Origin of the sequence: Streptomyces venezuelae (genome assembly GCF_008642375.1) — a bacterium.
Taxonomy (GTDB): Bacteria; Actinomycetota; Actinomycetes; order Streptomycetales; family Streptomycetaceae; genus Streptomyces; species Streptomyces venezuelae_G.
The window spans coordinates 1,984,080-2,007,786 of record NZ_CP029194.1 but is presented as its reverse complement, the minus strand read 5'-3'; the positions used below and the strand labels follow the sequence as shown (position 1 = coordinate 2,007,786).

The window sequence follows — 23,707 nt, the reverse complement described above, 5'->3', positions numbered from 1 at the left end:
TACGTCGCCGCCGCTGCCGCCGAGAAGGAGCCCCCATGTCGCGCACCCCCGCCCTCGATGAGGTCGTGCCCTTCACCGCGGACGACTACCGGGCCCGGATGGCCCGCGCCGCCGAGTCCGCGGCCGACGCGGGGCTCGCGGGCGTTCTCGTCGCCCCGGGACCCGACCTCGTCTACCTCACCGGCTACCAGCCGACCGCGATCACCGAACGGCTCACCGTCCTGGTCCTCGCCGCCGGCCAGGAGCCGGTCCTCGTCGTCCCCACCCTGGAGGCGCCCGACGCGGAGAAGGCCACCGGGGCCGCCGCGCTCACGCTGCGCGACTGGACGGACGGCAAGGACCCGTACGCCGTCACGGCGCCGCTCCTCGACGTCGAAGGGCGCTTCGGCGTCAGCGACAACGCCTGGGCCATGCATCTGCTCGGCCTCCAGAAGGTCCTGCCCGGCACCTCGTACGTCTCCCTCACCGAGGCCCTGCCCATGCTCCGCGGCGTCAAGGACGCCCACGAGCTCGCGCGGATCGCGGCGGCCGGGGCCGCGGCCGACCAGGCGTACGGGGAGATCCTCAAGGTCCGGTTCGCCGGCCGCAAGGAGACCGAGGTCGCCGCCGACCTGGCGCGGCTGCTCATGGAGTTCGGCCACTCCCAGGTCGACTTCACCGTCGTCGGCTCCGGTCCCAACGGAGCCAACCCGCACCACGAGGCCGGGGACCGGACCATCGAGCGCGGCGACATGGTCGTCCTCGACTTCGGCGGCCTCAAGCACGGCTACGGCTCCGACACCACCCGCACCGTCCACGTCGGCGAACCGACCGAGGAGGAGCGGAGCGTCCACGACCTCGTCCGCGAGGCCCAGCAGGCCGGCTTCGAGGCGGTCCGCCCCGGCGCCGCCTGCCAGGAGGTCGACCGCGCGGCCCGCAAGGTCATCACGGACGCCGGCTACGGCGAGTACTTCATCCACCGCACGGGCCACGGCATCGGCGTCACGACGCACGAACCCCCGTACATGATCGAGGGCGAGGAGCTCCCGATCGTCCCCGGCATGTGCTTCTCGATCGAACCGGGCGTCTACCTCCCCGGCCGCTTCGGCGTCCGCATCGAGGACATCGTGACGGCGACGGAGGACGGTGCGGGGCGCCGCTTCAACAACACCCCGCACGAGATGGCGATCGTCGAGTAGGTCCCGGCTCCCCCCCGGGCTCCCTCCCCGGCAACCTTTCGGGCTTCCCGGCTCCCGTCAGCCGTCCGTCAGGACGACCGCCGACTCGCCCGGGAGGCGCAGGACCCCGTCCGCGCCCGGGGCCTCGATCGGGTCCCAGGCCGCGAGGACCCGGTCGCGGCCGTTCGAGCCGAGGGGGATGACGGCCGGCTCCTTGCCCAGGTTGACCGCCACCCGCAGGTCGCCCCGGCGGAAGACCAGCCAGCGGGACTCCTCGTCGAAGGCGACCTTCACGCCCCCCAGGTCCGGGTCCGTCAGGTCCGGCAGGGTGCGGCGGAGGGCGATGAGCTGGCGGTGCCAGGCCAGCAGGCGCTTGTGGGGGTCCCGCTCCCGCTCGGCGCGGTCGAGGACCGAGCGGTCGCGGGTGGCCGGTTCCTGCGGGTCGGGGACCTCGTTCTCCGACCAGCCGTGCTCCGCGAACTCCCGCCGCCTGCCTCGCCGTACGGCCTCCGCGAGCTCCGGATCGGTGTGGTCGGTGAAGTACTGCCAGGGTGTCGTCGCCCCCCACTCCTCGCCCATGAAGAGCATCGGCACGGAGGGGCCGGTCAGGACGAGCGTCGCCGCGCAGGCGAGGAGACCGGGGGAGAGGGAGGCCGAAAGACGGTCGCCCAGCGCCCGGTTGCCGATCTGGTCGTGGGTCTGGGCGTATCCCAGGAAGCGGTGTGCGGGGGTGCGCTCCCGGTCCACCGGGCGGCCGTGCCGGCGGCCCCGGAAGGTCGAGTACGTACCGTCGTGGAAGAAGACATGCGTGAGGGTCTTGGCGAGCGCCGCCATCGGGGCCCGCGCGAAGTCACCGTAGTAGCCCTGGGATTCACCGGTCAGGGCCGTGTGCAGCGAGTGGTGGAAGTCGTCGTTCCACTGGGCGTGGACACCGAGGCCGCCGAGCGTGCGCGGGGTGGTCGTGCGCGGGTCGGCGAGGTCGGACTCGGCGATCAGGAAGTGCTGGCGGGCCTGCTCCTTCGCCAACTCGTCCACCGCCGAGGAGAGTTCCTCCAGGAAGGTCAGCGCCCGGGTGTCGGCGAGGGCGTGGACGGCGTCGAGCCGCAGCCCGTCGATCCGGTAGTCCCGCAGCCACGCGAGCGCGCTCCCCAGGAAGTACGCCCGGACCTCGTCCGAGCCCGGCGCGTCCAGGTTCACCGCGGCGCCCCACGGGGTGTGGTGCGTGTCGGTGAAGTACGGGCCGAAGAAGGGGAGATGGTTGCCGGACGGGCCCAGGTGGTTGTGCACCACGTCGAGGACCACGCCCATGCCGAGACCGTGCGCCGCGTCCACGAACCGCTTGAGGGCCTCAGGGCCCCCGTACGGCTCGTGGACCGCCCACGGCGCCACGCCGTCGTACCCCCAGCCGCGGACCCCGGGGAACGGGCACAGCGGCATCAGCTCCACATGGGTGATGCCGAGGCCCGCGAGCTCCCCGAGGCGTGCCGTCGCCGCGTCGAGCGTCCCCTCGGGGGTGAAGGTGCCGACGTGCAGCTCGTACAGGACCGCGCTGCGCAGCCGCAGCCGCGGGGACTCGTGCCGCCAGACGTACGAGGAGTGGTCGACGACCGCGCTCAGGCCGTCGGGCCCGTCGGGCAGCCGGCGCGAGCGCGGGTCCGGCAGGACGTGCCCGCCGTCGAGGGCGAAGCCGTAGCGGTCGCCGTCCTCGGCGGGGACGACCCCGGTCCACCAGCCGGCCCGCTCGGCGTCCCTCTCCAGGGCGTGGCCGGTACCGTTCAGCTCCAGTGTGACCTGGTCCCGGGCGCTCGGCGCCCACACCTCGAAGAGCACGCGCATCCCCTCGTCGACGGTTCCACCACTCAACGACTGACTACCGCGTCCATCCTGGCAGTCAGGACTCCGACGCGCCCGGCGCGTCCCACACGTAGTTGATCGCCCGCTCGAAGGTGACGTAACCCGTCCGGCCGAAGGACGCCGCCATCGGCACGTTCCCCAGGTCCGTCGCCGCCCTGATCCGGGGCACGTCCGTGGCCGCCAGGATGCGGGTGCCCTCCGCCAGGATGTCGTCGATGTAGCCGTGGCCGCGGTGCGCGGGCAGCACGCCGATGTACGCGATGGTGTGGTGGTAGTTGTTCCGGGCGGGGACGACGAAGCCGACCGGCTCGCCCGTCTCCGGCAGCTGCGCGACCTGCCACCACTCGCGGGGCGAGGTGTAGTGCTCGAACTCCTCGTCGTAGTGCAGCTCCGCCGCCTCACGGGCCGACAGGCCGGACGCCATGTCGGCCTGCCCGTGCGCGTCGAGGGTGCCCTCCATGACGGGCGTCATCAGGGCGACCAGATCCTCGCGGTCCCGGACGGGGCGGAACTCCAGGCGGCCCTTCGGCTCCGGCACGGGTGTGCCGGGGCGCCACTCCAGGCGCAGCCGCTCGACCAGGGGCCGGGCGCCCGAGCGCTCCAGGACGCCGAAGAGCGACTCCAGGACGGACCGGGTCTCCGGGACCTCGCGCCAGTCCGCCGGCATGAAGCGGCCGAATTCCGGGCGCTGCGTCCCCGCCGGCACGACCGAGGCCGTCGCGGTCTCCAGGAGCCGCAGGCCGATGTCGGCGCGCTCCTCCTCGGCCAGCTCCGGGGCGAGGTCGAAGAAGTCGAGCGCCAGCGGCTGGGCGCCCGCCTTGTTCGTCCACCAGGCGATCCGTCCGAGCAGCCGGTCGCCGTCGAGGGCCACCCACATCCACCCGGGCAGGCGGCGGCCGGTGGCGAGGTCGTCCGCCAGCTCGTGGTCGAGCGAGTACGTGAGACGGAGGAACAGGTCGAGTTCCTCGGGCCCGGCGAGCGGACGTATGACGAGGTCGGGAGCGGCGGAGGTCGTCGCGGAGTCAGAAGTGGTGCTGGAAGATGACGCGGTCACGTCGTGGTTCCCCCTGGGAATCATCTCTGGTGTGGAGACCGCAGACCGTAGCAGCGATCTTGTCGGACGGGTACGGAGTTCCCAGGTCGGGGGCCCTTCTGGACACTTCGGGCCCGCCGGGCCGACAATCACGTGTGTGACGACCCCCTTCGAGCTCCCGGCGAACACCCCTCGGCTGACAGACGCCGAGCGGGACCGCGCGCTCGGGCTGCTCCGTGAGGGCGCCGCTCAGGGACGCCTCTCGCACGACACCTTCCTCTACCGGATGGAGCGCGCGCTCCAGGCCCGCCGGCCGGACGAGCTCGACGTGCTCGTCGCCGACCTGCGCACCGAGGGCGCCTGGACCAAGCGGGTCGTCGGCGCGGTCGAGCGGATGTCCGCGTTCACGGCGCGGATCGGCCGTGCCTGGAGCGCGGAGCGGCTCCCGAAGCTGCTGCTGCCGCTCCCCGGCCCGCATCCGCTGCGGATCGGCCGCGACCCGGTCAACGGCCTGCGGCTCAGCCACGAGACCGCGTCCCGGCTGCACGCCGAGCTCTCGCTCCAGAGCGGGATGTGGGTGCTGCGCGACCTCGGCTCGACGAACGGGACGACCGTCAACGGCCGACGGGTCACCGGCGCGGTCGTCGTACGGCCCGGGGACGTCGTCGGCTTTGGACAGATGTCGTTCCGGCTCTCCCACGGCTGACACCGCACCGCACGTCCTCTTGCGTCGTCGCAGGTCGCCGTAGGCCGCCACGCGTCCCGTATCACCCGTTCGGCGGTACGTGACGCGCCGCGCGGGCCGCCCGGTGATGGGGTGGGGAGACGCGCGCCACACTTCTCCGGCCGCGGCACCCACCGCCGATCGACAGGGGGCGCGATGAGCGACGAGCCGAACCGCGGAGCACCGGACCGAGGCATAGGGAACGCCCGGCCGGAGGAGTCCGGGGACCCCTGGACGCGCTTGCCGTCCATGGCCCCCGGCGCGGCGTCCGCAGCGATCCCGACCGTGACGTCCGGCGCGGCCCCCGCGCGGGGCAGCACCGCGGGCCGCGTGCGGACCGTCGCCGAGCCGACAGCCGGGGGGCCCATGGGCCCGGCCGGATCCGCGGGCCCGGCCGACGGACCCTTCGCGCCCACCGGGCGGACCGTCGCGCCGAGCCCCCTCGACCCCGGCGCCACCCGCGACCCGCACGCGATCCACCGGACGCTGCGCGAGGAGTTCCCGCTCACGTACGACCCGCTGCTGCGCGCCTGGGTCCTCAGCCGGTACGCGGACGTCGCCACCGCCCTCACCGACACCCGATTCACCCACGGGCACCGGCCGGGGGACCCCCCCTGCTCACGGGCCCATGTCGACGTCGACATGGCCGAGTTGAGATCCGTCACCGAACGCACGGCGTACGTCCTCGCCCGCCGCATCGCCGAGCGCCCGCAGGCCGACCTCGTCGCCGACTTCTGCCACTGGCTGCCCGCAGGGACCGTCGCCGCGGCCGTCGGCGTGCCCTACCGCGACATGATGCGGCTCGTGCGCGGCCGGGCCGCCGGCGCGCTCGCCGGGGAGTGCGGCGGCCAGATCGCCGTACGGGAGAAGGCGCTCGCCTCCTTCCTCGGCAACGTCCTCGCCGACCCCGACCAGGTCGCCGCCCTCCGTGACGCCCCCACCGCGCTCGTCGCCCGCGCCTGGGCCGAGTCGCTGCGCCGCGACCCGCCCGTGCAGATCGCCGTGCGCCGCACCCGCTCCGAGGTCCGGGTGAGCGGCGGCATCATCCCGTCGGGTGCGTCCGTCGCCCTGCTCGTCGGCTCCGCCGGCCGGGACCCGGAGCGCTTCCGCGACCCCGACCGCTTCGACCCGTTCCGCGACGACCCGGGCCAGCTCACGTACGGCAGCGGCTTCTGCCCCGCCGTACTGCTCGCCGGCTTGGAGGCCGAGTACGCCGTGCGCGCGCTCTTCTCGGCGATGCCGCGGCTGCGGCTCGCCGACGGCTTCCGGCCCGACTCCACCGGCCTCATCACCCGGGCGCCGCGCAGCCTGATCGTTCGCCCGGGCGGCTGATCCGAGAGTGGAACGAGCTGTCCGACACCGCTGCTAGGGTGACGTGCGCTCGTCAAAAGAGCCCTTCTCTTTACCACTTTCAACGGGGATTGAAACATGAATAAGCGTCATGTCCGCGCCATCGCTGTCGCCGCCGTCGCCGTCGTCGCCCTGACCGGTGCCCGCGGCTCGGGCGGAGGCGGCTGCGACAACAACAGCAGTGGCAGCAGCGGCAGCTCCGGCTCCAGCAACCACAACGACAGCGACAGCTCCGGCAGCTCCTCCGGCGGCTCCCTGCCCGGCGGCTCCAGCAGCGCCGACAAGGCGATCCGCGACGTGACCATCGACGAGTGCAAGTACGACCAGGCGACCAAGAACCTCGTCGCCCGGGTCACCGTCAAGAACGACGGCTCGATGGACTACGACTACAACGTCACCATGAAGTTCAAGGGCGCCGCGGGCGGCAGCGTCGTTCCGCGGACCGCGATCAAGGCCGGCATCGCGGTCGCGGCGGGCGCCTCCCAGAGCGCCGAGGTGACCACCCCGTACATCGGAACCGGTGACGGCTCCGAGTACACCGACTGCGAGGTCTCGCGAGTCTCCCGCTTCTGACCGTTCGGGCGCTCCCGGGCCACCGGGAGCGCTCAGCCGTCCAGCCTCGCCAGCAGCGCCACCGGCCGGTCCGCGAAGAGCTCCGCGAGCTTGAGCTCGGTCGCCGGACCGCCCGTGAACTCCCGTACACCGTCGAGGAGATCGGCCCAGCGGCCGTCCGGCAGAACCAGCTCCGTGTCCTGCCAGCCGCCTGCCTCCGCGAGTCGCAGGGAGAGCCGGGTCACGGCCGTCACCACCGCACCGGAGCGGGCGAAGGCCAGACAGTGCGCGGCGGCGGGGCCGATCGCCGCCAGGGGTGTGTACGCTCCGCCCGGGCCGAAGGCCGCCGGGCGCTCCCGGCGCAGCCCCAGGGCCGCCCGGACCAGGACCGTCCGGTCGTCGTCCGGGCCCGCCGCGAACGGGGCCCGGTTGTCCGGGTCGACGAGCGCCCGGTACTCCCGCTCCGTGTTCTGGTACAGCTCCGGCACGCCCGGCATCGTCAGCTGCACGAGCGCCGCGCCCAGCGCGTGGGCCCGGATGTGCGGTTCGAGGGCGAAGGCCGCCTCCGAGGCCGAGCGCAGCGGGATCCGGCCCGGTCCGGCCGCCGTGAACTCGGCCACCGCCCGCTCGTACGCCGCGTCCGGCTCGGTCCAGCTCGTCCGGAGCCCCGCCTCCCGCACGGACTTGAGGACCGCGGGACCGAGCCGCTCCGCGTCCGGCGCGCCGAAGCCGAAGGCCGTCTGCCAGGCCGTCCACGCCAGGTGCGGATCGGGCGCCGGCACCCCCGCGACCTCCGTCAGGAGCGCCGCCCACACCTCCGGGCACTGGGCGAGCACCGCGATCGCGGCCCGCACGTCCGCGCTGCGCTTGGTGTCGTGGGTGGACAGCACGGTCCCGGTGCCCGGCCAGTCCCGGGCGATCCGCAGGCAGTACGCGTGGAACTCGTCGACCGACACGGCCGGACGCCCCGCGTCCCCGCCCACCTCGTTCGCCGAGAGCAGGGGTGTGTACCGGTAGAAGGCCGTGTCCTCCACGGACTTGGCCCGCAGCGCCGATGACGTCTGCGCGAACCGCGCCCGGAACGCCCGGTGTTCCGGTCCGTCCCCCAACGAGCCGAGCGCCAGCTCCCGTACCAGGTCGACGGCCGAGGCCTCCTCCGGCACGGCGAACGCGGCCTTCGCGCCCCGCGCCGCCGCCGGGGTCAGCACCTCCTCGCCGCCCGTCCGGTAGCTGCGGTAGACCGGCACCCGGACGAGCAGCTCCCGTACCGCCGTCCGCACGGCCCAGGGCGCGTGGTCCCGCAGTGCCGGGTCGGCCGCGCAGATCCGCTCCGCGAGCCGGGTCAGCGCGGCCGTCTCGGCGGCCAGGTCGTGCGTCACCACCTCGTACGCGGCGCGGCGCGCGGTCGCCTCCCACCGGCCGCCCCGGTCCCCGGCGGCTCCCGTGAACTCCCGGTACACATCCGCCAGTTCGTCGGCACCGACCGGGTCCGTGAGGACTCCCTCGACCTGCCGCAGCGCGTCGTACCCGGTGGTGCCCGCGACGGGCCAGGCGGCCGGCAGGGGCTCCGTCCCCGTGAGGATCTTCTCCACCACGGTCCAGCAGCGCCCGCCGGTCGCCGCCGCCAGGTCCTCCAGGTACCCCTGCGGGTCCGCGAGACCGTCCGGGTGGTCGATGCGCAGCCCCTCGACCACCCCGTCCGCCACCAGCTCCACGATCTTCGCGTGGGTCGCCGCGAACACCTCGGGGTCCTCCACCCGCACCCCGATGAGCTCCGAAATGGTGAAGAAGCGACGGTAGTTGAGATCCGTGCGGGCCAGGCGCCACCAGGCGAGGCGGTACCACTGGGCGTCGAGCAGCTCGTCGAGCGGCAGCCCCTCCGTGCCCTCCCGCAGCGGGAAGTCCTGCCCGTCGAGGTGCAGCGCCCCGTCCGAGACCCGCAGCCGATCCCGTACCTCAGGGAGCCGCGCGGGCAGCACCGGCAGCAGCAGCCGTCCGTCGCCCGCCGCCCAGTCGACGTCGAACCAGCGGGCGTACGGCGAGTCCGGGCCGTCGCGGAGCACCGACCGCAGCGCGTGGTTGTGCCGGGGGGAGGCCGCCATGTGGTTGGGGACCAGGTCCACGACGAGGCCGAGGCCGTGGGACCGCGCGGTCGCCGCCAGGGCCCGCAGCCCCTCCTCGCCACCCAGCTCGGCCCGTACGGACCGGTGGTCGGTGACGTCGTAGCCGTGGGTCGAGCCGGGCACCGCCTCCAGGACGGGGGAGAGGTGGAGGTGCGAGACCCCGAGCCCGGCGAGGTGCGGCACGGCCCGCTCGGCGGCGGCGAACGGGAACTCCGGCTGGAGCTGGAGCCGGTAGGTGGCGGTGGGGAGCGCGGAAAGGGCCGAGGAGGAGGTCATGCGAACGTACGTACCCCGCGCGAGGGCTTCTGTGTCATCGCCCTATGCACTCGTTCGTGTGCATCGCGTTACGGTCGCGTGATGCTCCGGATGTATCGCGACACGCTGTCCCTGCTCGGCCCGGCCCTGCCGGTGATCTCCTTCCTCGGCCGGCTGCCCACGGCCATGTGTCAGCTCGGCAGCCTGCTCCTGGTCGCCGAGACCAGCGGCTCGCTCGCCACCGCCGGGCTCGCCGGCGGCGCGCTCGCCGCCGGACAGACCGTCGCGGGACCGGTCATCGGCCGCCTCGCCGACCGGCACGGCCAGCGAGGGGTCGTCCTCGCCGCCTCCCTCGCCAACGCGGTCGCCGTCGCCGTCCTGGTCGCCGCCGCGCTCGCCCACGCGGCCACCGGCTGGCTCATGCTGGCCGGCGCGCTCGCCGGCGCCACCGTCCCCCAGATCGGGCCGCTCGCCCGGACCCGTGCGGTGGCCCTCGCCCGCCGCTCCGGGAGCCGCGACGAACGGACCGTCGGCGCGCTCCTCTCCTTCGAAGGCACCCTCGACGAGGTCTCCTTCGTCCTCGGCCCGGCCCTCGTCGGCCTCGCCGCCGCCCTCGCCCACCCCGCCGCCGCGCTCCTCACGGCCGCGCTCCTGCTCGCCGTCTGCGGCTCCGCCTTCGCCCTGCACCCCACCGCGGAGGTCACCGCGCCGGACCCGGGCCGGGCCACCCGTACGGACGCGGCCGAGCGGGGGCGGCTGCCCCGATCCGCGTACGCGCTGCGGGGCACGATGGTCCTCCAGGGCGCGATGTTCGGCGCCTCCCAGGCCGGGATCACCGCGCTCACCGAGGAGCTCGGCGCGCCCGCCCAGGCGGGGCTCGTCTACGCGGCGATGGGCGTGATGAGCGCCGCCGTCGGCCTCTCCCTCGCCGCGCTGCCCGCCCGCATCGGGCTCACCACCCGCTGGCGCGCGGCCACCGTCGCCCTCGTCGTCCTCTCCGTGCCCCTGCTCTTCGTCGGCTCGCTCGGCGCGCTGTACGTGGTCGTGGTCGTCCTCGGCGCCGCCTATGCCCCGCACCTGATCACGGTCTTCGGGCTCACCGAGCGGACCGTGCCGGCGACCCGGCTCTCCGAGTCCATGGCCTTCCTCACCAGCGGGATCGTCGCCGGTCAGGCCCTCGCCCTCGCCCTCTCCGGCCGGCTCGCCGAGAACCACGGCGCCCCCGCCGCCTTCGCGGTGGCGGTGGGGGCGGCCGTGGCCTGCGCGGCGCTGTCCTGGTCGGCGCGGGTGGCGGCTCCCGTGCCGCCGGTACGGGAGCTCAGGCCGGCCGGCGCAGAACGGTCAGGCTGAGCGGCGCCAGCGTCACCCGCTCGCCGCCCGCGAGCTCAGGCCCCTCCTGCGGCGGCATGCCCTCCGGGTCGGAGGTGTCGACCACCATCCGCCAGTACCGGCCGTGGCTGTCCGGCACCACGAACTCCAGCTCCTTCGCGGAGGCGTTGAACATCAGCAGGAAGGAGTCGTCGGCGATCCGCTCGCCCTGCGTCCCCGGCTCCGAGATGGCGTTGCCGTTGAGGAAGACCGTCAGCGCCTGGGCGTGCGCCGCCTGCCAGTCCCTCGACGTCATCTCCTCGCCCTCGGGCGTGAACCAGGCGATGTCGGTCAGCTCGTCGTGGGTGCCCTCCACCGGCCGCCCGTGGAAGAAGCGGCGCCGCCGGAAGACCGGATGCTCCCGGCGCAGCCGCACCATGGACCGGGTGAAGCGCAGGAGCGTGGCCTCGGCCTCGCTGTTCTCCTTCGGCCACCGCACCCAGGACACCTCGTTGTCCTGGCAGTACGCGTTGTTGTTGCCGCCCTGCGTCCGCCCGAACTCGTCGCCGTGGCTCAGCATCGGCACGCCCTGCGAAAGCATCAGCGTGGCCAGGAAGTTGCGCATCTGGCGGGCGCGCAGCTCGGTGATCCCGACGTCCTCCGTCTCCCCCTCCTCGCCGCAGTTCCACGAGCGGTTGTAGTTCTCGCCGTCCCGGTTGCCCTCGCCGTTCGCCTCGTTGCGCTTCTCGTTGTACGAGACGAGGTCCCGCAGCGTGAAACCGTCGTGGCAGGTCACGAAGTTGACCGAGGCGAGGGGGCGGCGACCGTCGTCCTGGTAGAGGTCCGACGAGCCCGTCAGCCGGGACGCGAACTCGGCGAGCGTGCGGGGCTCGCCCCGCCACAAGTCCCTTACGCAGTCCCGGTACTTGCCGTTCCACTCGGTCCACAGCGGCGGGAAGTTGCCCACCTGGTAGCCGCCCTCGCCCACGTCCCAGGGCTCGGCGATCAGCTTGACCTGGCTGACCACCGGATCCTGCTGCACGAGGTCGAAGAACGAGGACAGCCGGTCCACCTCGTGGAACTGCCGGGCCAGGGTGGCCGCCAGGTCGAAGCGGAAACCGTCCACGTGCATCTCGGTCACCCAGTACCGCAGGCTGTCCATGATGAGCTGGAGCACGTGCGGGGAGCGCATGAGCAGCGAGTTCCCCGTGCCCGTCGTGTCCGTGTAGTACCGGGGGTCGTTCGAGAGCCGGTAGTAGGAGGGGTTGTCCAGGCCCCGCATGGAGAGCGTCGGACCCAGGTGGTTGCCCTCGGCGGTGTGGTTGTAGACCACGTCGAGGATGACCTCGATGCCCGCCTGGTGGAGCGCCCGGACCGCCGACTTGAACTCCAGGACCTGCTGGCCCCGGTCGCCCCAGGACGCGTAGGCGTTGTGCGGGGCGAAGAAGCCGATCGTGTTGTAGCCCCAGTAGTTCGAGAGCCCCGCGTCCACGAGCCGGTGATCGTTCACAAACTGGTGAACCGGCATCAGCTCCAGTGCCGTGACGCCGAGTTCCTTCAGATGGCCGATGACCGAGGGGTGCGCGAGCCCCGCGTACGTCCCGCGCAGCTCCTCCGGGAGATCCGGATGGAGCATCGTCAGGCCCTTCACATGGGCCTCGTAGATCACCGTGTGGTGGTACTCGGTGCGCGGGCGCCGGTCGTCGCCCCAGTCGAAGTACGGATTGACCACGACCGAGGTCATCGTGTCCGGGGCCGAGTCGAGGTCGTTGCGCGCGTCCGGCCGCCCGAACGGATAGCCGTACACCGCCTCCCCCCAGCGGATCCGCCCCGACACCGCCCGCGCGTAGGGGTCGAGGAGCAGCTTCGCCGCGTTGCAGCGGAGCCCGCGTTCGGGGGCGTACGGGCCGTGCACCCGGAACCCGTACCGCTGGCCCGGCATCACACCCGGCAGATAGGCGTGCCGGACGAAGGCGTCCGTCTCGCGCAGCTCCACCGCCGTCTCCGAGCCGTCGTCGTGGAGCAGGCACAGCTCGATCCTGTGGGCGGCCTCCGAGAAGACCGCGAAGTTGGTTCCCGCTCCGTCATAGGTGGCGCCCAAGGGGTACGCCTGTCCCGGCCAGACCTGCATGGATACGACTCTTCCTCTTCTGTCCGGGTTTAGTGGGTGTTCTTCGGCCAGATCCTGCCCGAAAGAGGCGCAACCTCCTAGGACTTCGCCCCGTCCTACCGGGTGACCGCACATCAAGAGGGGGATAGAGGGGGAAGTGTGTACGAAATAGCGCGCCGCCACCTGGGGAAGGTGGTGGCCGGAGCGGCCATGGCGGTGACGGGAACCGCCGTCGCGGTCGCGATCAGCCTGCCGGGCAGCGCGGGAGCGAACGGCGCCGCGGGAACAGCGGGTACGGCGGGGGTCGCCGGTACCGCCGGATCCGGCGGTACGTCGGCAGGGGGCGGATCGGCCGGCGCGACCGGCCAGGGGCAGGCCGGGACCACGGCGGACGGCGCGGCGGAGGCCGGCGCCCAGGCGGCCGGCTCCGCGCCGCCGCCCGCGACCGTGGCCCCGGCCGCGGCCGAGGGGGACAAGGGCATCGGGAGCGACCCGCTCACCGACGACGAGCTCACGCGGGCCGAGGAGCTGGCGCTCGCCCCGCCGGCCGCCGCCGCCCAGGAGAACGTCGAGGGAGGCAAGGGCCCGCAGCACCTGGGCACCGTCCTCGCCGACCCGCTGCCGGGCGACGGCTCGCGCCGCGCCGAGGTCCGGTTCTACGACTACGCGCGGGACGAGCTCGTCACCCGCACCGTCAACCTCGGCACGGGGAAGGTCGAGAGGTCCGCGGCGCAGCGCGGCGTCCAGCCCTCCGCCCACCCGGAAGAGCTCCGCGAGGCCCTGGAACTGATCCTCGCGAGCCCGCTCGGCAAGGGCGTCAAGGAGGACTACAAGGACGCCACGGGCAAGCAGCTCACCTCCACCGGGCAGCTGTGGTTCAACGGCGACGTCTACCGCCCCTACCGCGAGAAGAACGTGCCCGCGCAGCTCGCCAAGTGCGGAGAGCACCGCTGCGTCCGCCTCGTCACCAAGGTCCTCAACGGGGCCTGGATCGACACCCGGAACCTCATCGTCGACCTCTCCGCGAGGACCGTCACGCGCGTCGGCTGATCACCGCCGCCCCCGGTCCTCCCGATCCACGACATCTCCGTACGAGGGAGTACGTTCCCATGTCCACCCAGCGCACGACGCGAACCCGCCGGAAGGGCGCCGTCCTGACCGCGGCCGTCCTGCTCGGCACCGCCACGGCCGCCGCGGGACCCGCGACCGCCGCCCCGCCCCGCCCGTCGGCCCCGCCGCTGCCCACCGCCGCGCCGCCGCCGCCCGCCCAGCCCGCCTGCTCGGCCGCCTACCGCATCACGCAGAAGCTCGAAGGCGGCGCGGTCTGGAACATGTGCTGGCGCTACAACACCGACGCCGGGCTCACCCTGGACCGGGTCACCTACCAGGCGCCCGGCGCCGCGCCGATCAAGGTCCTCACCAGCGCCCGGCTCGCCCAGATCCACGTGCCGTACGACGACGGCGTCGCCGAGTACGACGACCTCACCGGCGCCGGCTTCGGCTGGGGCCTCCAGAACCTCAAGCCCGCCGAGTGCCCCGGCGGCACCATCTCCACCGTCAAGGTGCCCGAGGTCGGCCAGGTCAAGGGCCTGTGCACCACGACCAGGGCGCGCGGCCACGCGTACCGCATGGCCGCCGACGGCGGCGACAAGGTCTATCAGGTCCAGGGCAAGGACCTGCTCGTCTACACCGTCAACAAGGTCGGCTGGTACGAGTACATCTCCGAGTGGCGCTTCTCCGCCGACGGCACCATCGGCGCCAACGTCGGTGCCACCGGCAGCCTTTCGCCGGTCGACTACAACGCGACCGACGGCCGTGGCTGGCCCATCGGCAAGGGCGCCCGCGCCTACGCCACCAGCCACGCCCACAACGTCTTCTGGAAGCTCGACTTCGGCCTCGACGGCTCGACGAAGGACCGGATCGAGCAGTTCGACTCCACCGTCACCGCGCCGCCCGCGACCGGCGGCGGACCGACCGTGAAGACGAAGCGCACCGTCGTCACCAAGGAACTCGCCGGCGACGCGAAGAACATGCGCTGGTGGCGGGTGGTCAGCGGCACCGGCAAGAACGCCGACGGCCACGCCCGTTCGTACGAGATCGTGCCCGGCCACACCGACACCCACGCCGGCCGCGGCTTCACCAAGCACGACGTGTACTTCACCCAGTCGCGGGCCTGCGAGCAGTTCGCGAGCAACAACATCGGCAACTGCGGGACCAACGCCGGTGACAGCGTGGACAAGTGGGTCAACGGCGAGACGCTGACCAAGCCCTCGGTGTGGGTCAACATCGGGTTCCACCACATCGCCCGGGACGAGGACCAGCAGCCCATGCCGGTCCACTGGCAGGGCTTCCAGCTCGCGCCCAGGGACCTTACCGCTATGAATCCGCTCACTCCGGCCGATCTCGCCTCCGAGAACGGGCAGCCCGATCTGGGTAGTTGAGCAAGGAGCCTGACGATCCTGCTGCACCGCCTCCCGCTTGCGGAGTACCCTTCCTTGATCGTTGTCGGAATGGTCGAAGAAGCGGGCTTCCAGGAGCAGAAGGCGGTGCGCGGGTGAGCTCGGGAGGTCGGGAGCTGCCCCCAGGTGACGCGGGTCACGAGGGGGGTCCGGCCGACCCCGCCGAGGCACCGCCCGGCGCGGTCGTCCCGCCCGGCGCGGCGATCCCGCCGGGGACGGTCGTGCCGCCCGGGACGGTCTCCGTCGCCCGGCCGGTGGAGATCGGGGCGGAGCTCGACTGGGGTGCCGAGGCCTGGGGCGAGGTGCGCACCCGCGCCCAGCGCGCGGGGCGCGCCTACATCTGGCTCAACCTGGTCGAGCAGCGGCTGAGGGCCGTGGTCGCGGCCGTCCTGCGGCCCGTGTACGAACCCGTGCACGGCGAGGAGTGGGTCGTGGCCGCGGCCGGTCCCGCCGGCCAGGAGTGGGTGCAGAGGGCGGTCGCCGTCCGCGAGGTCTCCCGGCGCAAGGGCTACCTCCTCGACCCGGCCGACGACAACGTCCTGAGCTTCCTCACGCTGCCGCAGCTGCGCGAGCTGATGGTGCAGCACTGGCCCTGCTTCGAGCCCTACTTCGACGACCGGCGCGAGGTCGAACTCGCTCTGGACGAGCTGGAGGTCACGCGCAACGTGGTCTCCCGCAACCGGGCGCTCTCGCTGACCGTGCTCGCCCAGTCCGAGCGGGCGTCGGCGCGGCTCCTGGAGATCCTCGGCAGCGGGGCCGGGGTGCCGTCCGCCGACCGGCTGCCCGTGGACGCGGTCGAGGACCTCGTAGGCGACCGGTACGCGGACGTGGTCTCCGTCCACCCCGACCGGGTGCGGCTCCAGCGGCAGCTGCCGGCCGAGGACCTGTTCGGCGGCGCCCGGCGCCTCGACGCCACAGGCATAGGCCTGAACCTCCTCGTGCAGAACTTCTCCGGCCGCCGCATGGTCCGGCTCGCGGAGTCCGGCTGCCGGACGCGGCTGCTCTTCCTCAACCCGGCGAGCAGCGCGGTCAAGCGGCGCGAGCGGGAACTCGGCCTCAAGAAGGGCGAGCTCAGCCGCTCCGTCGAGATGAACATCCTGCACATGCGGCGGGTCCGCTCGAAGCTGCGCGACCCGGGCGCCTTCCAGATCCACGTCTTCGACGAGACCCCGCGCTTCACCGCGTACCTGGTGGACGGCGACGGCCCGGACGGGGTGGGCGTCGTGCAGTCCTATCTGCGCAAGGCCCGCGGCATGGAGGCCCCGGTCCTCGTCCTGCGGGGCGGGGGGCGGAGCGTGGTGCGGCACGGTCAGCCCGGCGCCGACGGTGAACACGGACTTTTCCAGACATACCGGGAGGAGTTCGAGTCGGTGTGGCTCGACTCCCGCCCGGTCTCCTGACCACCACCCAGGGGCGTTGTCAGTGGTGCGTGCGAGGGTGGTCACCACCACGGGGGAGATCACGTAAGGAGGACCCGATGGCCTGGCACGGCGACACGCTGGTCGGCTTCGACCTGGAGACGACCGGCACCGATCCGCTGGAGGCCCGTATCGTCACGGCCTCGATCATCGAGGTCGACGGCGGGGGAGACGTCGTCCGACGACAGGACTGGCTCGCCGATCCCGGCATCCGCATCCCGGAGCAGGCCTCCGCGATCCACGGCATCAGCACCGAACGCGCGGCGGCCGAGGGCCGGCCGGTGCGCGAGGTCGCCGACGAGATCGCGAGGACCCTCGCCGCGTACTGGGAGGACGGCGTCCCGATCGTGGCGTACAACGCCTCCTTCGACCTCACGCTCCTCTCCGCCGAGCTGCGCCGGCACGGGCTGCCCTCGCTGAGCGAGCGGCTCGGCGGCGTCGAGATCGGGCCGGTCGTCGACCCGTACACGATCGACCGGGCCGTCGACCGCTACCGGCGCGGCAAGCGGACCCTGGAGGCGGTCTGCGGGGAGTACGGCGTGGTCCTCGAAGCCGCCCACCAGGCCGCGGCCGACGCGCTCGCCGCCGTCCGGGTCGCCGTCGCGATAGCCGAGCGGCACCGCCAGGTCGCCGAGCTGGACCCGGCCGAGCTGCACGAGCGGCAGATCTCCTGGTACCGCGTCTGGGCCGAGGACTTCCAGGCCTTCCTGCGCCGCAAGGGAGACCTGGAAGCGGTCGTCGAATCCACCTGGCCCCTGCGGCCGGCGGTCCTGGCGGCCGGCTAGGAGTTCTCCCCGGCTAGGAGTTCTCCTTGAAGAAGGAGAGCAGCAGCTCGTTGACCTTCTCCGGCTGGTCCAGCTGAAGCCAGTGACCCGCCTCCTCGACGCGCTCGTAGCGCCAGGACCCGGCGACGTACTCGCCCGTGCCCGACATCGAGCTCTCCGTGAGGAAGCGGTCGCCCGTCGACCAGAGGCCCATCACCGGGATCGACTCCGCCAGCGGGGGCAGCACCGGATCGGGACCGAACTGCACCTCCGGCGGCAGCCCCGCGCGGTAGATGTCCAGGGCGGCCGTCAGCGCGCCCGGCGCACGCAGGGGTTCGAGGACGGCCTCCGCGTCCGGGTGCTCGGCGAGCATCTCGCGGAAGTTGGCCCAGTCGTCCCGCACGAGCCACTCCTCGGCCACCCCGGCCAGCTGGAACAGCACCATGTACCAGGACAGCTGCCGCTGCTTCCAGCCCGCCGCCCGGATCGCACCCAGATGCCCCACCGACAGCAGGCTCAGGCTCCGCACCCGGTCCGGCGCGAACTGCGCGAGCACCTGGGCGATGCCCGAGCCCCAGTCGTGGCCGACGAGATGGACCCGGTCGAGCTCCAGCCGGGCCAGCAGTTCGAGAAGGTCGCGGACGTGCTTGGCCGGGTGGTACGCCTCCGGGCCGCCCTCGGGCCGGTCCGAGGCGCCGAAGCCCCGCAGGGTGGGCGCGACACAGGAGAAGCCGGCCGCGGTCAGCGCCGGGATCTGACGGCGCCAGAGGTCATGGCTGTCGGGGAAGCCGTGCACCAGGAGGACGGCCGGTCCCTCGCCGCTCACCCGGACGTCGAGCGTCACCTCGGAAAGTTCCACACGCATCGCAACACCCCGTTCGGCAGAGGGAATCCGGGCCGGCCACCCGGCCCGGACATGATGTCAGAACGGGTACCAGCGGACCTCCGGGTCATCGTCCCGCAGCGAGCGGACCCGCCGCTCGAATTCGGCCAGCGCCTTCGGGTTCGCCGGCGCGTGCTGGGCCACCCACGCGCAGCTCGCCGTCTCCCGCGCGCCCCGCAGCACGGCGCACCCCTCCCACTCCCGCACGTCCCAGCCGTACGCCTCCGTGAAGGCGTCGTAGGCGGCCGGGTCGACGCCGTAGCGGTCCCGGGAGAGCGCGAGCACCACGAGGTCGTGCTCGCGCAGGTCGGAGGAGAAGGTCTCCAGGTCCATCAGGACCGGTCCTTCGGGTCCGACGAGGACGTTCCGGGGGAGGGCGTCGCCGTGGACCGGGCCCGGCGTCAGGCGCGGGGTGAGCGCGGCGGCCGCCGGGGCGAAGGCGTCGCGCCGCTCCCGGAGGAAGGCCGCGTCCGCCGGGTCGATCGCCTCTCCCGCGAGCCGCAGCCACCGCTCGACCCCGCCGAGCAGGTCACGCCGGGGGAGCGTGAACCCCACCGGCTCGGGCAGGGCGTGCACGGCCCGCAGCAGCGGCGCCAGATCGCGGGGCTCCGCCGGCCGGACCGCGTCGGGCAGCCGGTGCCAGAAGGTGACCGGGTGCCCCTCGACCAGCCGCGGCTTCTCCTCGGCGGCCCGCGGAGCCGGGACCCCCGCCCCGGCGAGCCAGTCGGCCAGTGCCATCTCCCGCTCGGCCCGCTCGAACAGCTCGGCGTCCCTGCCGACCTTCACCACCAGGTCGCCCACGGCGAAGACCGCGTTCTCCCCCAGCGCCAGCAGCCGCGCCTCCGCGACCGGCAGCCCCGCCGCCGCCAGGATCTCCCGGGCCCGCGCCTCGTCCATCGACCTCTCCCTACCTGTGCGTTTGAGCCAAAGTCTCGCATCCGCGCCGGTCGCCGCGCCGGTCGCCTTGACGGCCCCACGGCCCGTCAGGACCATGACGGGGTTCCTCACCGGCGGCGCGGCCGGCAGACGGGGGGTCGGATCGATGAGCTCGGCGACCGCGACGAAACGGCCGGACGGGACGCGGGCACCGCGGACCGTCCGCTCGGCACGACCCCGGGGGCCCGACTTCGGCGCCTGGTTCCTGGTGCTCCCGGCGCTCCTGCCCATCCTCGTCCTCAGCGTCGGTCCGCTCCTCTACGGCATCGCGCTCGCCTTCACCGACGCCCAGTCCGGCCGCACCCAGGCCACGCGCTGGGTCGGCACCCTCAACTTCCAGGACCTGCTGCACGACACCCTCTTCTGGGACTCCTTCCGCATCGGCCTGCTCTGGGCCGTCGGGGTGACCGTCCCCCAGTTCCTGCTGGCCCTCGGCCTCGCCCTCCTCCTCAACGAGAAGCTCCGCTTCCGCTGGCTGGCGAGGGCCCTCGCGATCGTCCCCTGGGCGATGCCCGAGGTCGTCGTCGGCATCATGTGGCGGCTCGTCTACAACCCCGACGCCGGCATCCTCAACGAGACCGTCCGCGACCTCGGCCTCGGCCAGGGCCACGACTGGCTCTCCGGCCTCGCCACCGCCCTCCCCGCCGTCGTCGTCGTCGGCATCTGGGCCGGCATGCCCCAGACCACGGTCGCCCTGCTCGCCGGACTCCAGAACACCCCGCGCGAACTCCACGAGGCCGCCGCCCTCGACGGCGCCGGCACCTGGCGCCGCTTCCGCACCGTCACCTGGCCCGCGCTGAGACCCGTGGCCCTCGCGATCACCGCGCTGAACCTCATCTGGAACTTCAACTCCTTCGCCCTGGTCTACGTCCTGACCAGCGGCGGACCGGGCGGCCGGACCCGGCTCCCGATGCTCTTCGCCTACGAAGAGGCCTTCCGGTACGGACAGTTCGGCTACGCCGCCGCGATGGGCTGCGTGATGGTCGCAGCCGTCTCGGTGCTCATCGCCCTCTCCCTCGTACGCCGGCTGAAAGGGGACCAGGACCGGTGAGCGCCCTCCGGACGAGCAGACCCGCGCGGATCGGCCAGTACCTCGCCCTCCTCGCCTACCTGGTCTTCCTCGCCTTCCCCTTCCTCTGGCTGGTCTCCACCGCCTTCAAGCCCGCCCCCGAGCTGGCCTCGCTCCACCCCACCTGGATCCCCGAGGAGCCGACCCTCGTCAACTTCCGGCAGGCCTTCGACGAGCAGCCGCTGCTCAGGGCGGCCGGGAACAGCCTGGTCGCCGCGCTCGCCGCGGCCCTGATCGCGGTCGCCATCGCCACCCCGCTCGCCTACGTCACCGCCCGCCACCGGGGACGGCTCGCGACGGCGGCCACCGGCTGGGTCGTGATCAGCCAGGCCTTCCCCTTCGTCCTGGTGATCATCCCGCTCTTCCTGATCCTCAAGAACCTGCACCTGATCAACAGCGTGCCCGGCCTCGTCATGGTCTACGTGGTGTGGTCGCTGCCCTTCGCGCTCTGGATGCTCATGGGGTACGTCAGGGCCGTGCCGGCCGAACTGGAGGAGGCCGCGGCCGTCGACGGCGCCGGCCGGCTCCGTACCCTCGTCTCCGTCACCGCCCCGCTGCTCGCCCCCGGCATCGTCGCCACCGCGCTCTTCGCCTTCGTCACCGCCTGGAACGAGTTCTTCTTCGCGCTCGTCCTGCTCAAGACCCCCGAGAAGCAGACCCTGCCGGTCGTCCTCACCCACTTCCTCGGCGCCGAGGGCGTCGCCGACCTCGGCCCGCTCGCCGCCGCGGCCTTCCTCGCCACCCTGCCCTCCCTCGTCGTCTTCGCCGTCCTCCAACGCCGCATCGCCGGCGGCATGCTGGCCGGGGCGGTGAAGTCATGAGGCGCCTTCTGACCTGCGCCGCCGCACTCACCCTGCTCCTCACCGGCTGCGCCGGCGGCGGCGAGCACCCCGACGACGGCGTCGTACGGCTCCGCTTCCAGTCCCTCGCCTGGCAGAAGGAGTCCGTCGACGCCAACAAGCAGCTCGTCGCGGAGTGGAACGCCGCCCACCCGAGGGTCCAGGTCGACTACGTCCAGGGCAGCTGGGACTCGGTCCACGACCAGCTCCTCACCTCCTTCGAGGGCGGCGAGGCGCCGGACATCATCCACGACGCCTCCGACGACCTGGCCGACTTCGCCTACGGCGGCGACCTCGCCGACCTGCGCCCGCTCCTGTCCGAGCGGCTGCGCGCCGACATCCCCGCCCGCAGCTGGGAGACCACCACCTTCGGCGAGGGCATCCACGGCATCCCGTTCCTCCAGGAACCGCGCATGATCATCGCCAACCGGAAGGTCCTGCAGTCCTCCGGCGTCCGCCTCCCCACTCCCGAGAAGCCCTGGACCTGGGGCGAGTTCCGGCAGATCGCCCGGGACCTCACCACCGCCATGGGTCCCGGCAGGTACGCGGTCGCCTGGCCGCTCAAGGAGCCCGTCTCCGTCAGCCTCAACCTCGGTGTCTCGGCCGGCGGCGGCCTCTTCCACCGCGGCGCGGACGGCCGGGTCACCATCGACTTCACCGACGCGGACGCCGTCGTCCCCGGCACCGTCCACGACCAGGTGGTCACCGACCGGACCGCCCCGCGCACCACCCTCGGCAGCGGCGGTTCCGACACCCTGCCCGGATTCTTCGCCGGCAAGTACGCCATGGTCCCGCTGGGCTTCGCCTACCGGCAACAGATCGCCCAGCAGGCCCCCGAGGGCTTCGAGTGGACGGTGCTGCCCGCCCCCGCCGGGAGCGAGGGCCTCGCCCAGGGCGTCTCCCCGCAGACCCTGTCGATCGCCGAGGACAGCCCGTACAAGAAGGAGGCGATGGAGTTCCTCGACTTCTTCCTGCGGCCGGCGAACATGGTCCGGCTCGCGCGCGGCGACTGGATGCTGCCGACCGGCAGAGCCGCGCTCGCCGACCCGTCCCTGCGGACCGCCCGCGACGGCTGGGCCGTCGGGGCCGAGGTCGCCGAGCGGCTGCGGCCCGCCGCCGCCCAGGGGGTGCGCGGCTATCCGGAATGGAAGGACAAGGTGGCGACGCCGGCCTTCCAGGAGTACTACAGCGGCGCCATCGACATCGCCGAGCTCCGCAGACGGCTGGTGGAGGACGGCAATCGGGTCCTCGCCCGCTATCAGCGCAAATGATGGATTCGTCATTACGAAACCTTGTTGAATAAGTCACAGATGAGTGAAGGGTCTTCTCCGGATCGCTCCCATCGGAGAGTGTTCGAACCGGCCACCGTGCCGCCCCCCACGAGGCGCGGTGGCCGCCCTAAGGTGAACCCCATGGCGAAGACATACGCGGCCCTTCTCCGCGGCATCAACGTGTCCGGACACCGCAAGGTCCCCATGGCGGAGCTCCGTTCCGTCCTCGAAGACCTCGGCCACCGGGACGTCCGCACCTACCTCCAGAGCGGGAACGCCGTCTTCACCACGGACTCGGGCGCCTCCGACGCCGAGCTCACGACCGCGCTGGAGGACGCGATCGAGCGCCGATTCGGCTTCCGCGTCGACTGCCTCGTCCGCGACGGCGACTACCTCGCGGCCGTCGCCGAGGCCTGCCCCTTCCCGGCCGCCGAGCTCGAAGGCAAGCAGCTCCACGCGATCTACTGCTCGGGACCCGCCGAGCCCGAACGCTTCGCGGCGATCGACCGGGAGGCGTACCTCCCGGAGGACTTCGCCCTCGGCGACCGCGTGCTCTACCTCTACGTCCCCGAGGGCCTCGGCCGGTCCAAGCTGGGCGACGTGCTGACCCGCCCGTCGATCGTCAAGGGGCTCGTGGCCACGGCCCGGAACTGGAACACGGTGGTCAAGCTCGTCGAGATGACCCGCGAGGAGTGAAGCCGCGAAGTGGCCCAGCCGACCGCGCGCCGATTGGCCCACGGCGACGGGCCACCCACTGACTAGATTCAATGGCATGACGAGCACCGCGACCGCCACCGAACCCCGCACCACCGTCGACTTCTTCTTCGACCCCGCCTGCCCCTTCGCCTGGGTCACCTCCCGCTGGATCCTGGAGGTCGAACGCCTGCGGCCCGTCGACCTCCGCTTCCGGGTCATGAGCCTGTACGTCCACAACGAGGGCAACACCCTGCCCGACTGGTACCGCGAGCTCGTCGACGCCTCGATCGGCCCGGTGCGCGTCGCGGTGGCCGCCGCCGAGCAGCACGGCGAGGAGATCCTGCGCCCGCTCTACACCGCGTACGGAACCCGCATCCACGAGAAGAAGCAGCAGGACTTCGACGCCGTGATCGCCGAATCGCTCACCGAACTCGGTCTGCCGCCCGAACTCGCCGCCGCCGCCCACGACCCGGCGTACGACGGGGCCGTCCGCCGCAGCCACGACGCGGGCAAGGATCCCGAAGCCGGAGCCTACGTCGGCACGCCGACGATCCACGTCGACGGCACCGTCTGGTTCGGCCCGGTCCTGCGGGCGATCCCCCGCGGGGAGAAGGCGGCCGAACTCTTCGACAGCTTCCGCGTCCTGGCCGCCCACCCCGACCTCTTCGAACTGAAGAGGACCCGCACGGGTGGCCTCGACTTCAGCTAGGGCCTGTCCGCAGGACCGACCGAGAAGCCGTCTCCGTCGGTGACGACCCGGTGCCGGGTCACCGTGCCGTCCGCGGCGAGGGCGTAGACGCCACCGTCGGACACGACGCGCAGACCCGCGGCCCGCACCTCCGAGAGCGCGGCCCCACCCGTGGGAGGCATGGCCGCGAGCCGGCCCTCGGAGAGGAAGACTCCGCC

At 72.9% G+C, this 23,707-nt stretch carries 21 protein-coding genes; 14 read left to right on the top strand and 7 right to left on the bottom strand.

What is annotated here, in order from left to right:
• The first annotated feature begins 35 nt into the window (after window positions 1–35).
• Window positions 36–1,178, top strand: a complete 1,143-nt coding sequence (locus DEJ46_RS08920; RefSeq protein ID WP_150265006.1) for an aminopeptidase P family protein — start codon at window positions 36–38, stop codon at window positions 1,176–1,178.
• Window positions 1,179–1,235: 57 nt separating this feature from the next.
• Here the strand turns inward: DEJ46_RS08920 and treZ are convergent, their stop codons facing one another.
• Together treZ and DEJ46_RS08910 are read right to left on the bottom strand one after the other, a co-directional pair.
• Window positions 1,236–2,987, bottom strand: a complete 1,752-nt coding sequence (gene treZ, locus DEJ46_RS08915) for a malto-oligosyltrehalose trehalohydrolase (RefSeq protein WP_150274250.1) — start codon at window positions 2,985–2,987, stop codon at window positions 1,236–1,238.
• A gap of 61 nt (window positions 2,988–3,048) precedes the next feature.
• On the bottom strand, window positions 3,049–4,065 hold the full coding sequence (locus DEJ46_RS08910; RefSeq protein ID WP_150265005.1) for a GNAT family N-acetyltransferase: 1,017 nt from the start codon (window positions 4,063–4,065) through the stop codon (window positions 3,049–3,051).
• Window positions 4,066–4,201: 136 nt separating this feature from the next.
• Between DEJ46_RS08910 and DEJ46_RS08905 the strand changes: the two genes are divergently transcribed.
• The 3 genes from DEJ46_RS08905 (at window position 4,202) to DEJ46_RS08895 (ending at window position 6,691) form a co-directional block, all read left to right on the top strand.
• Complete coding sequence (locus DEJ46_RS08905) at window positions 4,202–4,750, top strand: DUF1707 and FHA domain-containing protein (protein WP_150265004.1); 549 nt, start codon at window positions 4,202–4,204, stop codon at window positions 4,748–4,750.
• Window positions 4,751–5,017: 267 nt separating this feature from the next.
• The gene (locus DEJ46_RS08900) at window positions 5,018–6,100 is read left to right on the top strand and encodes a cytochrome P450 (RefSeq protein WP_411757815.1); all 1,083 of its coding nucleotides are present in this window, start codon (window positions 5,018–5,020) and stop codon (window positions 6,098–6,100) included.
• Window positions 6,101–6,196: 96 nt separating this feature from the next.
• Window positions 6,197–6,691 (top strand): hypothetical protein, encoded by a 495-nt coding sequence (locus DEJ46_RS08895; protein ID WP_150265002.1) that lies wholly within the window; start codon window positions 6,197–6,199, stop codon window positions 6,689–6,691.
• Between the two features lie 32 nt (window positions 6,692–6,723).
• On the opposite strand, the gene treY is transcribed toward DEJ46_RS08895, so the two are convergent.
• Entirely contained in the window at window positions 6,724–9,069 is a 2,346-nt protein-coding gene (gene treY / locus DEJ46_RS08890) for a malto-oligosyltrehalose synthase (RefSeq protein WP_150265001.1), read from the bottom strand.
• Window positions 9,070–9,159: 90 nt separating this feature from the next.
• Here treY and DEJ46_RS08885 point away from each other — a divergent pair, with 90 nt between their 5' ends.
• Complete coding sequence (locus tag DEJ46_RS08885) at window positions 9,160–10,398, top strand: MFS transporter (RefSeq protein ID WP_150274248.1); 1,239 nt, start codon at window positions 9,160–9,162, stop codon at window positions 10,396–10,398.
• Here DEJ46_RS08885 and glgX read toward each other — a convergent pair.
• Window positions 10,367–12,487, bottom strand: a complete 2,121-nt coding sequence (gene glgX / locus DEJ46_RS08880) for a glycogen debranching protein GlgX (protein ID WP_150265000.1) — start codon at window positions 12,485–12,487, stop codon at window positions 10,367–10,369. The genes DEJ46_RS08885 and glgX overlap by 32 nt on opposite strands.
• Window positions 12,488–12,625: 138 nt before the next feature.
• Here glgX and DEJ46_RS08875 point away from each other — a divergent pair, with 138 nt between their 5' ends.
• From DEJ46_RS08875 to DEJ46_RS08860, 4 genes are all read left to right on the top strand, one after another.
• A complete protein-coding gene (locus tag DEJ46_RS08875; protein ID WP_150264999.1) occupies window positions 12,626–13,516 on the top strand; it encodes a Tat pathway signal sequence domain protein in 891 nt (296 codons plus the stop codon).
• Between the two features lie 59 nt (window positions 13,517–13,575).
• Window positions 13,576–14,907: a copper amine oxidase gene (locus DEJ46_RS08870; RefSeq protein WP_150264998.1), complete on the top strand. Its 1,332-nt coding sequence runs from the start codon at window positions 13,576–13,578 to the stop codon at window positions 14,905–14,907.
• Window positions 14,908–15,020: 113 nt separating this feature from the next.
• Window positions 15,021–16,325: an SAV2148 family HEPN domain-containing protein gene (locus DEJ46_RS08865; protein WP_150264997.1), complete on the top strand. Its 1,305-nt coding sequence runs from the start codon at window positions 15,021–15,023 to the stop codon at window positions 16,323–16,325.
• Between the two features lie 77 nt (window positions 16,326–16,402).
• The gene (locus DEJ46_RS08860) at window positions 16,403–17,128 is read left to right on the top strand and encodes a 3'-5' exonuclease (protein ID WP_150264996.1); all 726 of its coding nucleotides are present in this window, start codon (window positions 16,403–16,405) and stop codon (window positions 17,126–17,128) included.
• A 13-nt stretch (window positions 17,129–17,141) separates the two neighbouring features.
• On the opposite strand, the gene DEJ46_RS08855 is transcribed toward DEJ46_RS08860, so the two are convergent.
• Together DEJ46_RS08855 and DEJ46_RS08850 are read right to left on the bottom strand one after the other, a co-directional pair.
• A complete protein-coding gene (locus DEJ46_RS08855) occupies window positions 17,142–17,972 on the bottom strand; it encodes an alpha/beta fold hydrolase (protein WP_150264995.1) in 831 nt (276 codons plus the stop codon).
• A 57-nt stretch (window positions 17,973–18,029) separates the two neighbouring features.
• Complete coding sequence (locus DEJ46_RS08850; protein WP_150264994.1) at window positions 18,030–18,887, bottom strand: phosphotransferase enzyme family protein; 858 nt, start codon at window positions 18,885–18,887, stop codon at window positions 18,030–18,032.
• Window positions 18,888–19,032: 145 nt separating this feature from the next.
• Here DEJ46_RS08850 and DEJ46_RS08845 point away from each other — a divergent pair, with 145 nt between their 5' ends.
• The 5 genes from DEJ46_RS08845 (at window position 19,033) to DEJ46_RS08825 (ending at window position 23,510) form a co-directional block, all read left to right on the top strand.
• On the top strand, window positions 19,033–19,977 hold the full coding sequence (locus DEJ46_RS08845; protein WP_150264993.1) for a carbohydrate ABC transporter permease: 945 nt from the start codon (window positions 19,033–19,035) through the stop codon (window positions 19,975–19,977).
• Window positions 19,974–20,816 (top strand): carbohydrate ABC transporter permease, encoded by an 843-nt coding sequence (locus DEJ46_RS08840; protein WP_150264992.1) that lies wholly within the window; start codon window positions 19,974–19,976, stop codon window positions 20,814–20,816. Before DEJ46_RS08845 ends, DEJ46_RS08840 begins: the two co-directional genes overlap by 4 nt.
• On the top strand, window positions 20,813–22,105 hold the full coding sequence (locus DEJ46_RS08835; RefSeq protein WP_150264991.1) for an ABC transporter substrate-binding protein: 1,293 nt from the start codon (window positions 20,813–20,815) through the stop codon (window positions 22,103–22,105). Before DEJ46_RS08840 ends, DEJ46_RS08835 begins: the two co-directional genes overlap by 4 nt.
• Window positions 22,106–22,246: 141 nt before the next feature.
• Window positions 22,247–22,801 (top strand): DUF1697 domain-containing protein, encoded by a 555-nt coding sequence (locus DEJ46_RS08830; RefSeq protein ID WP_150264990.1) that lies wholly within the window; start codon window positions 22,247–22,249, stop codon window positions 22,799–22,801.
• A gap of 76 nt (window positions 22,802–22,877) precedes the next feature.
• Window positions 22,878–23,510, top strand: coding sequence for a DsbA family protein (locus DEJ46_RS08825; protein WP_150264989.1), 633 nt, complete (start codon window positions 22,878–22,880; stop codon window positions 23,508–23,510).
• Here the strand turns inward: DEJ46_RS08825 and DEJ46_RS39075 are convergent.
• The gene (locus DEJ46_RS39075; RefSeq protein ID WP_190622508.1) at window positions 23,507–23,671 is read right to left on the bottom strand and encodes a hypothetical protein; all 165 of its coding nucleotides are present in this window, start codon (window positions 23,669–23,671) and stop codon (window positions 23,507–23,509) included. The two genes, DEJ46_RS08825 and DEJ46_RS39075, sit on opposite strands and share 4 nt — an antisense overlap.
• Between the last annotated feature and the right edge of the window lie 36 nt (window positions 23,672–23,707).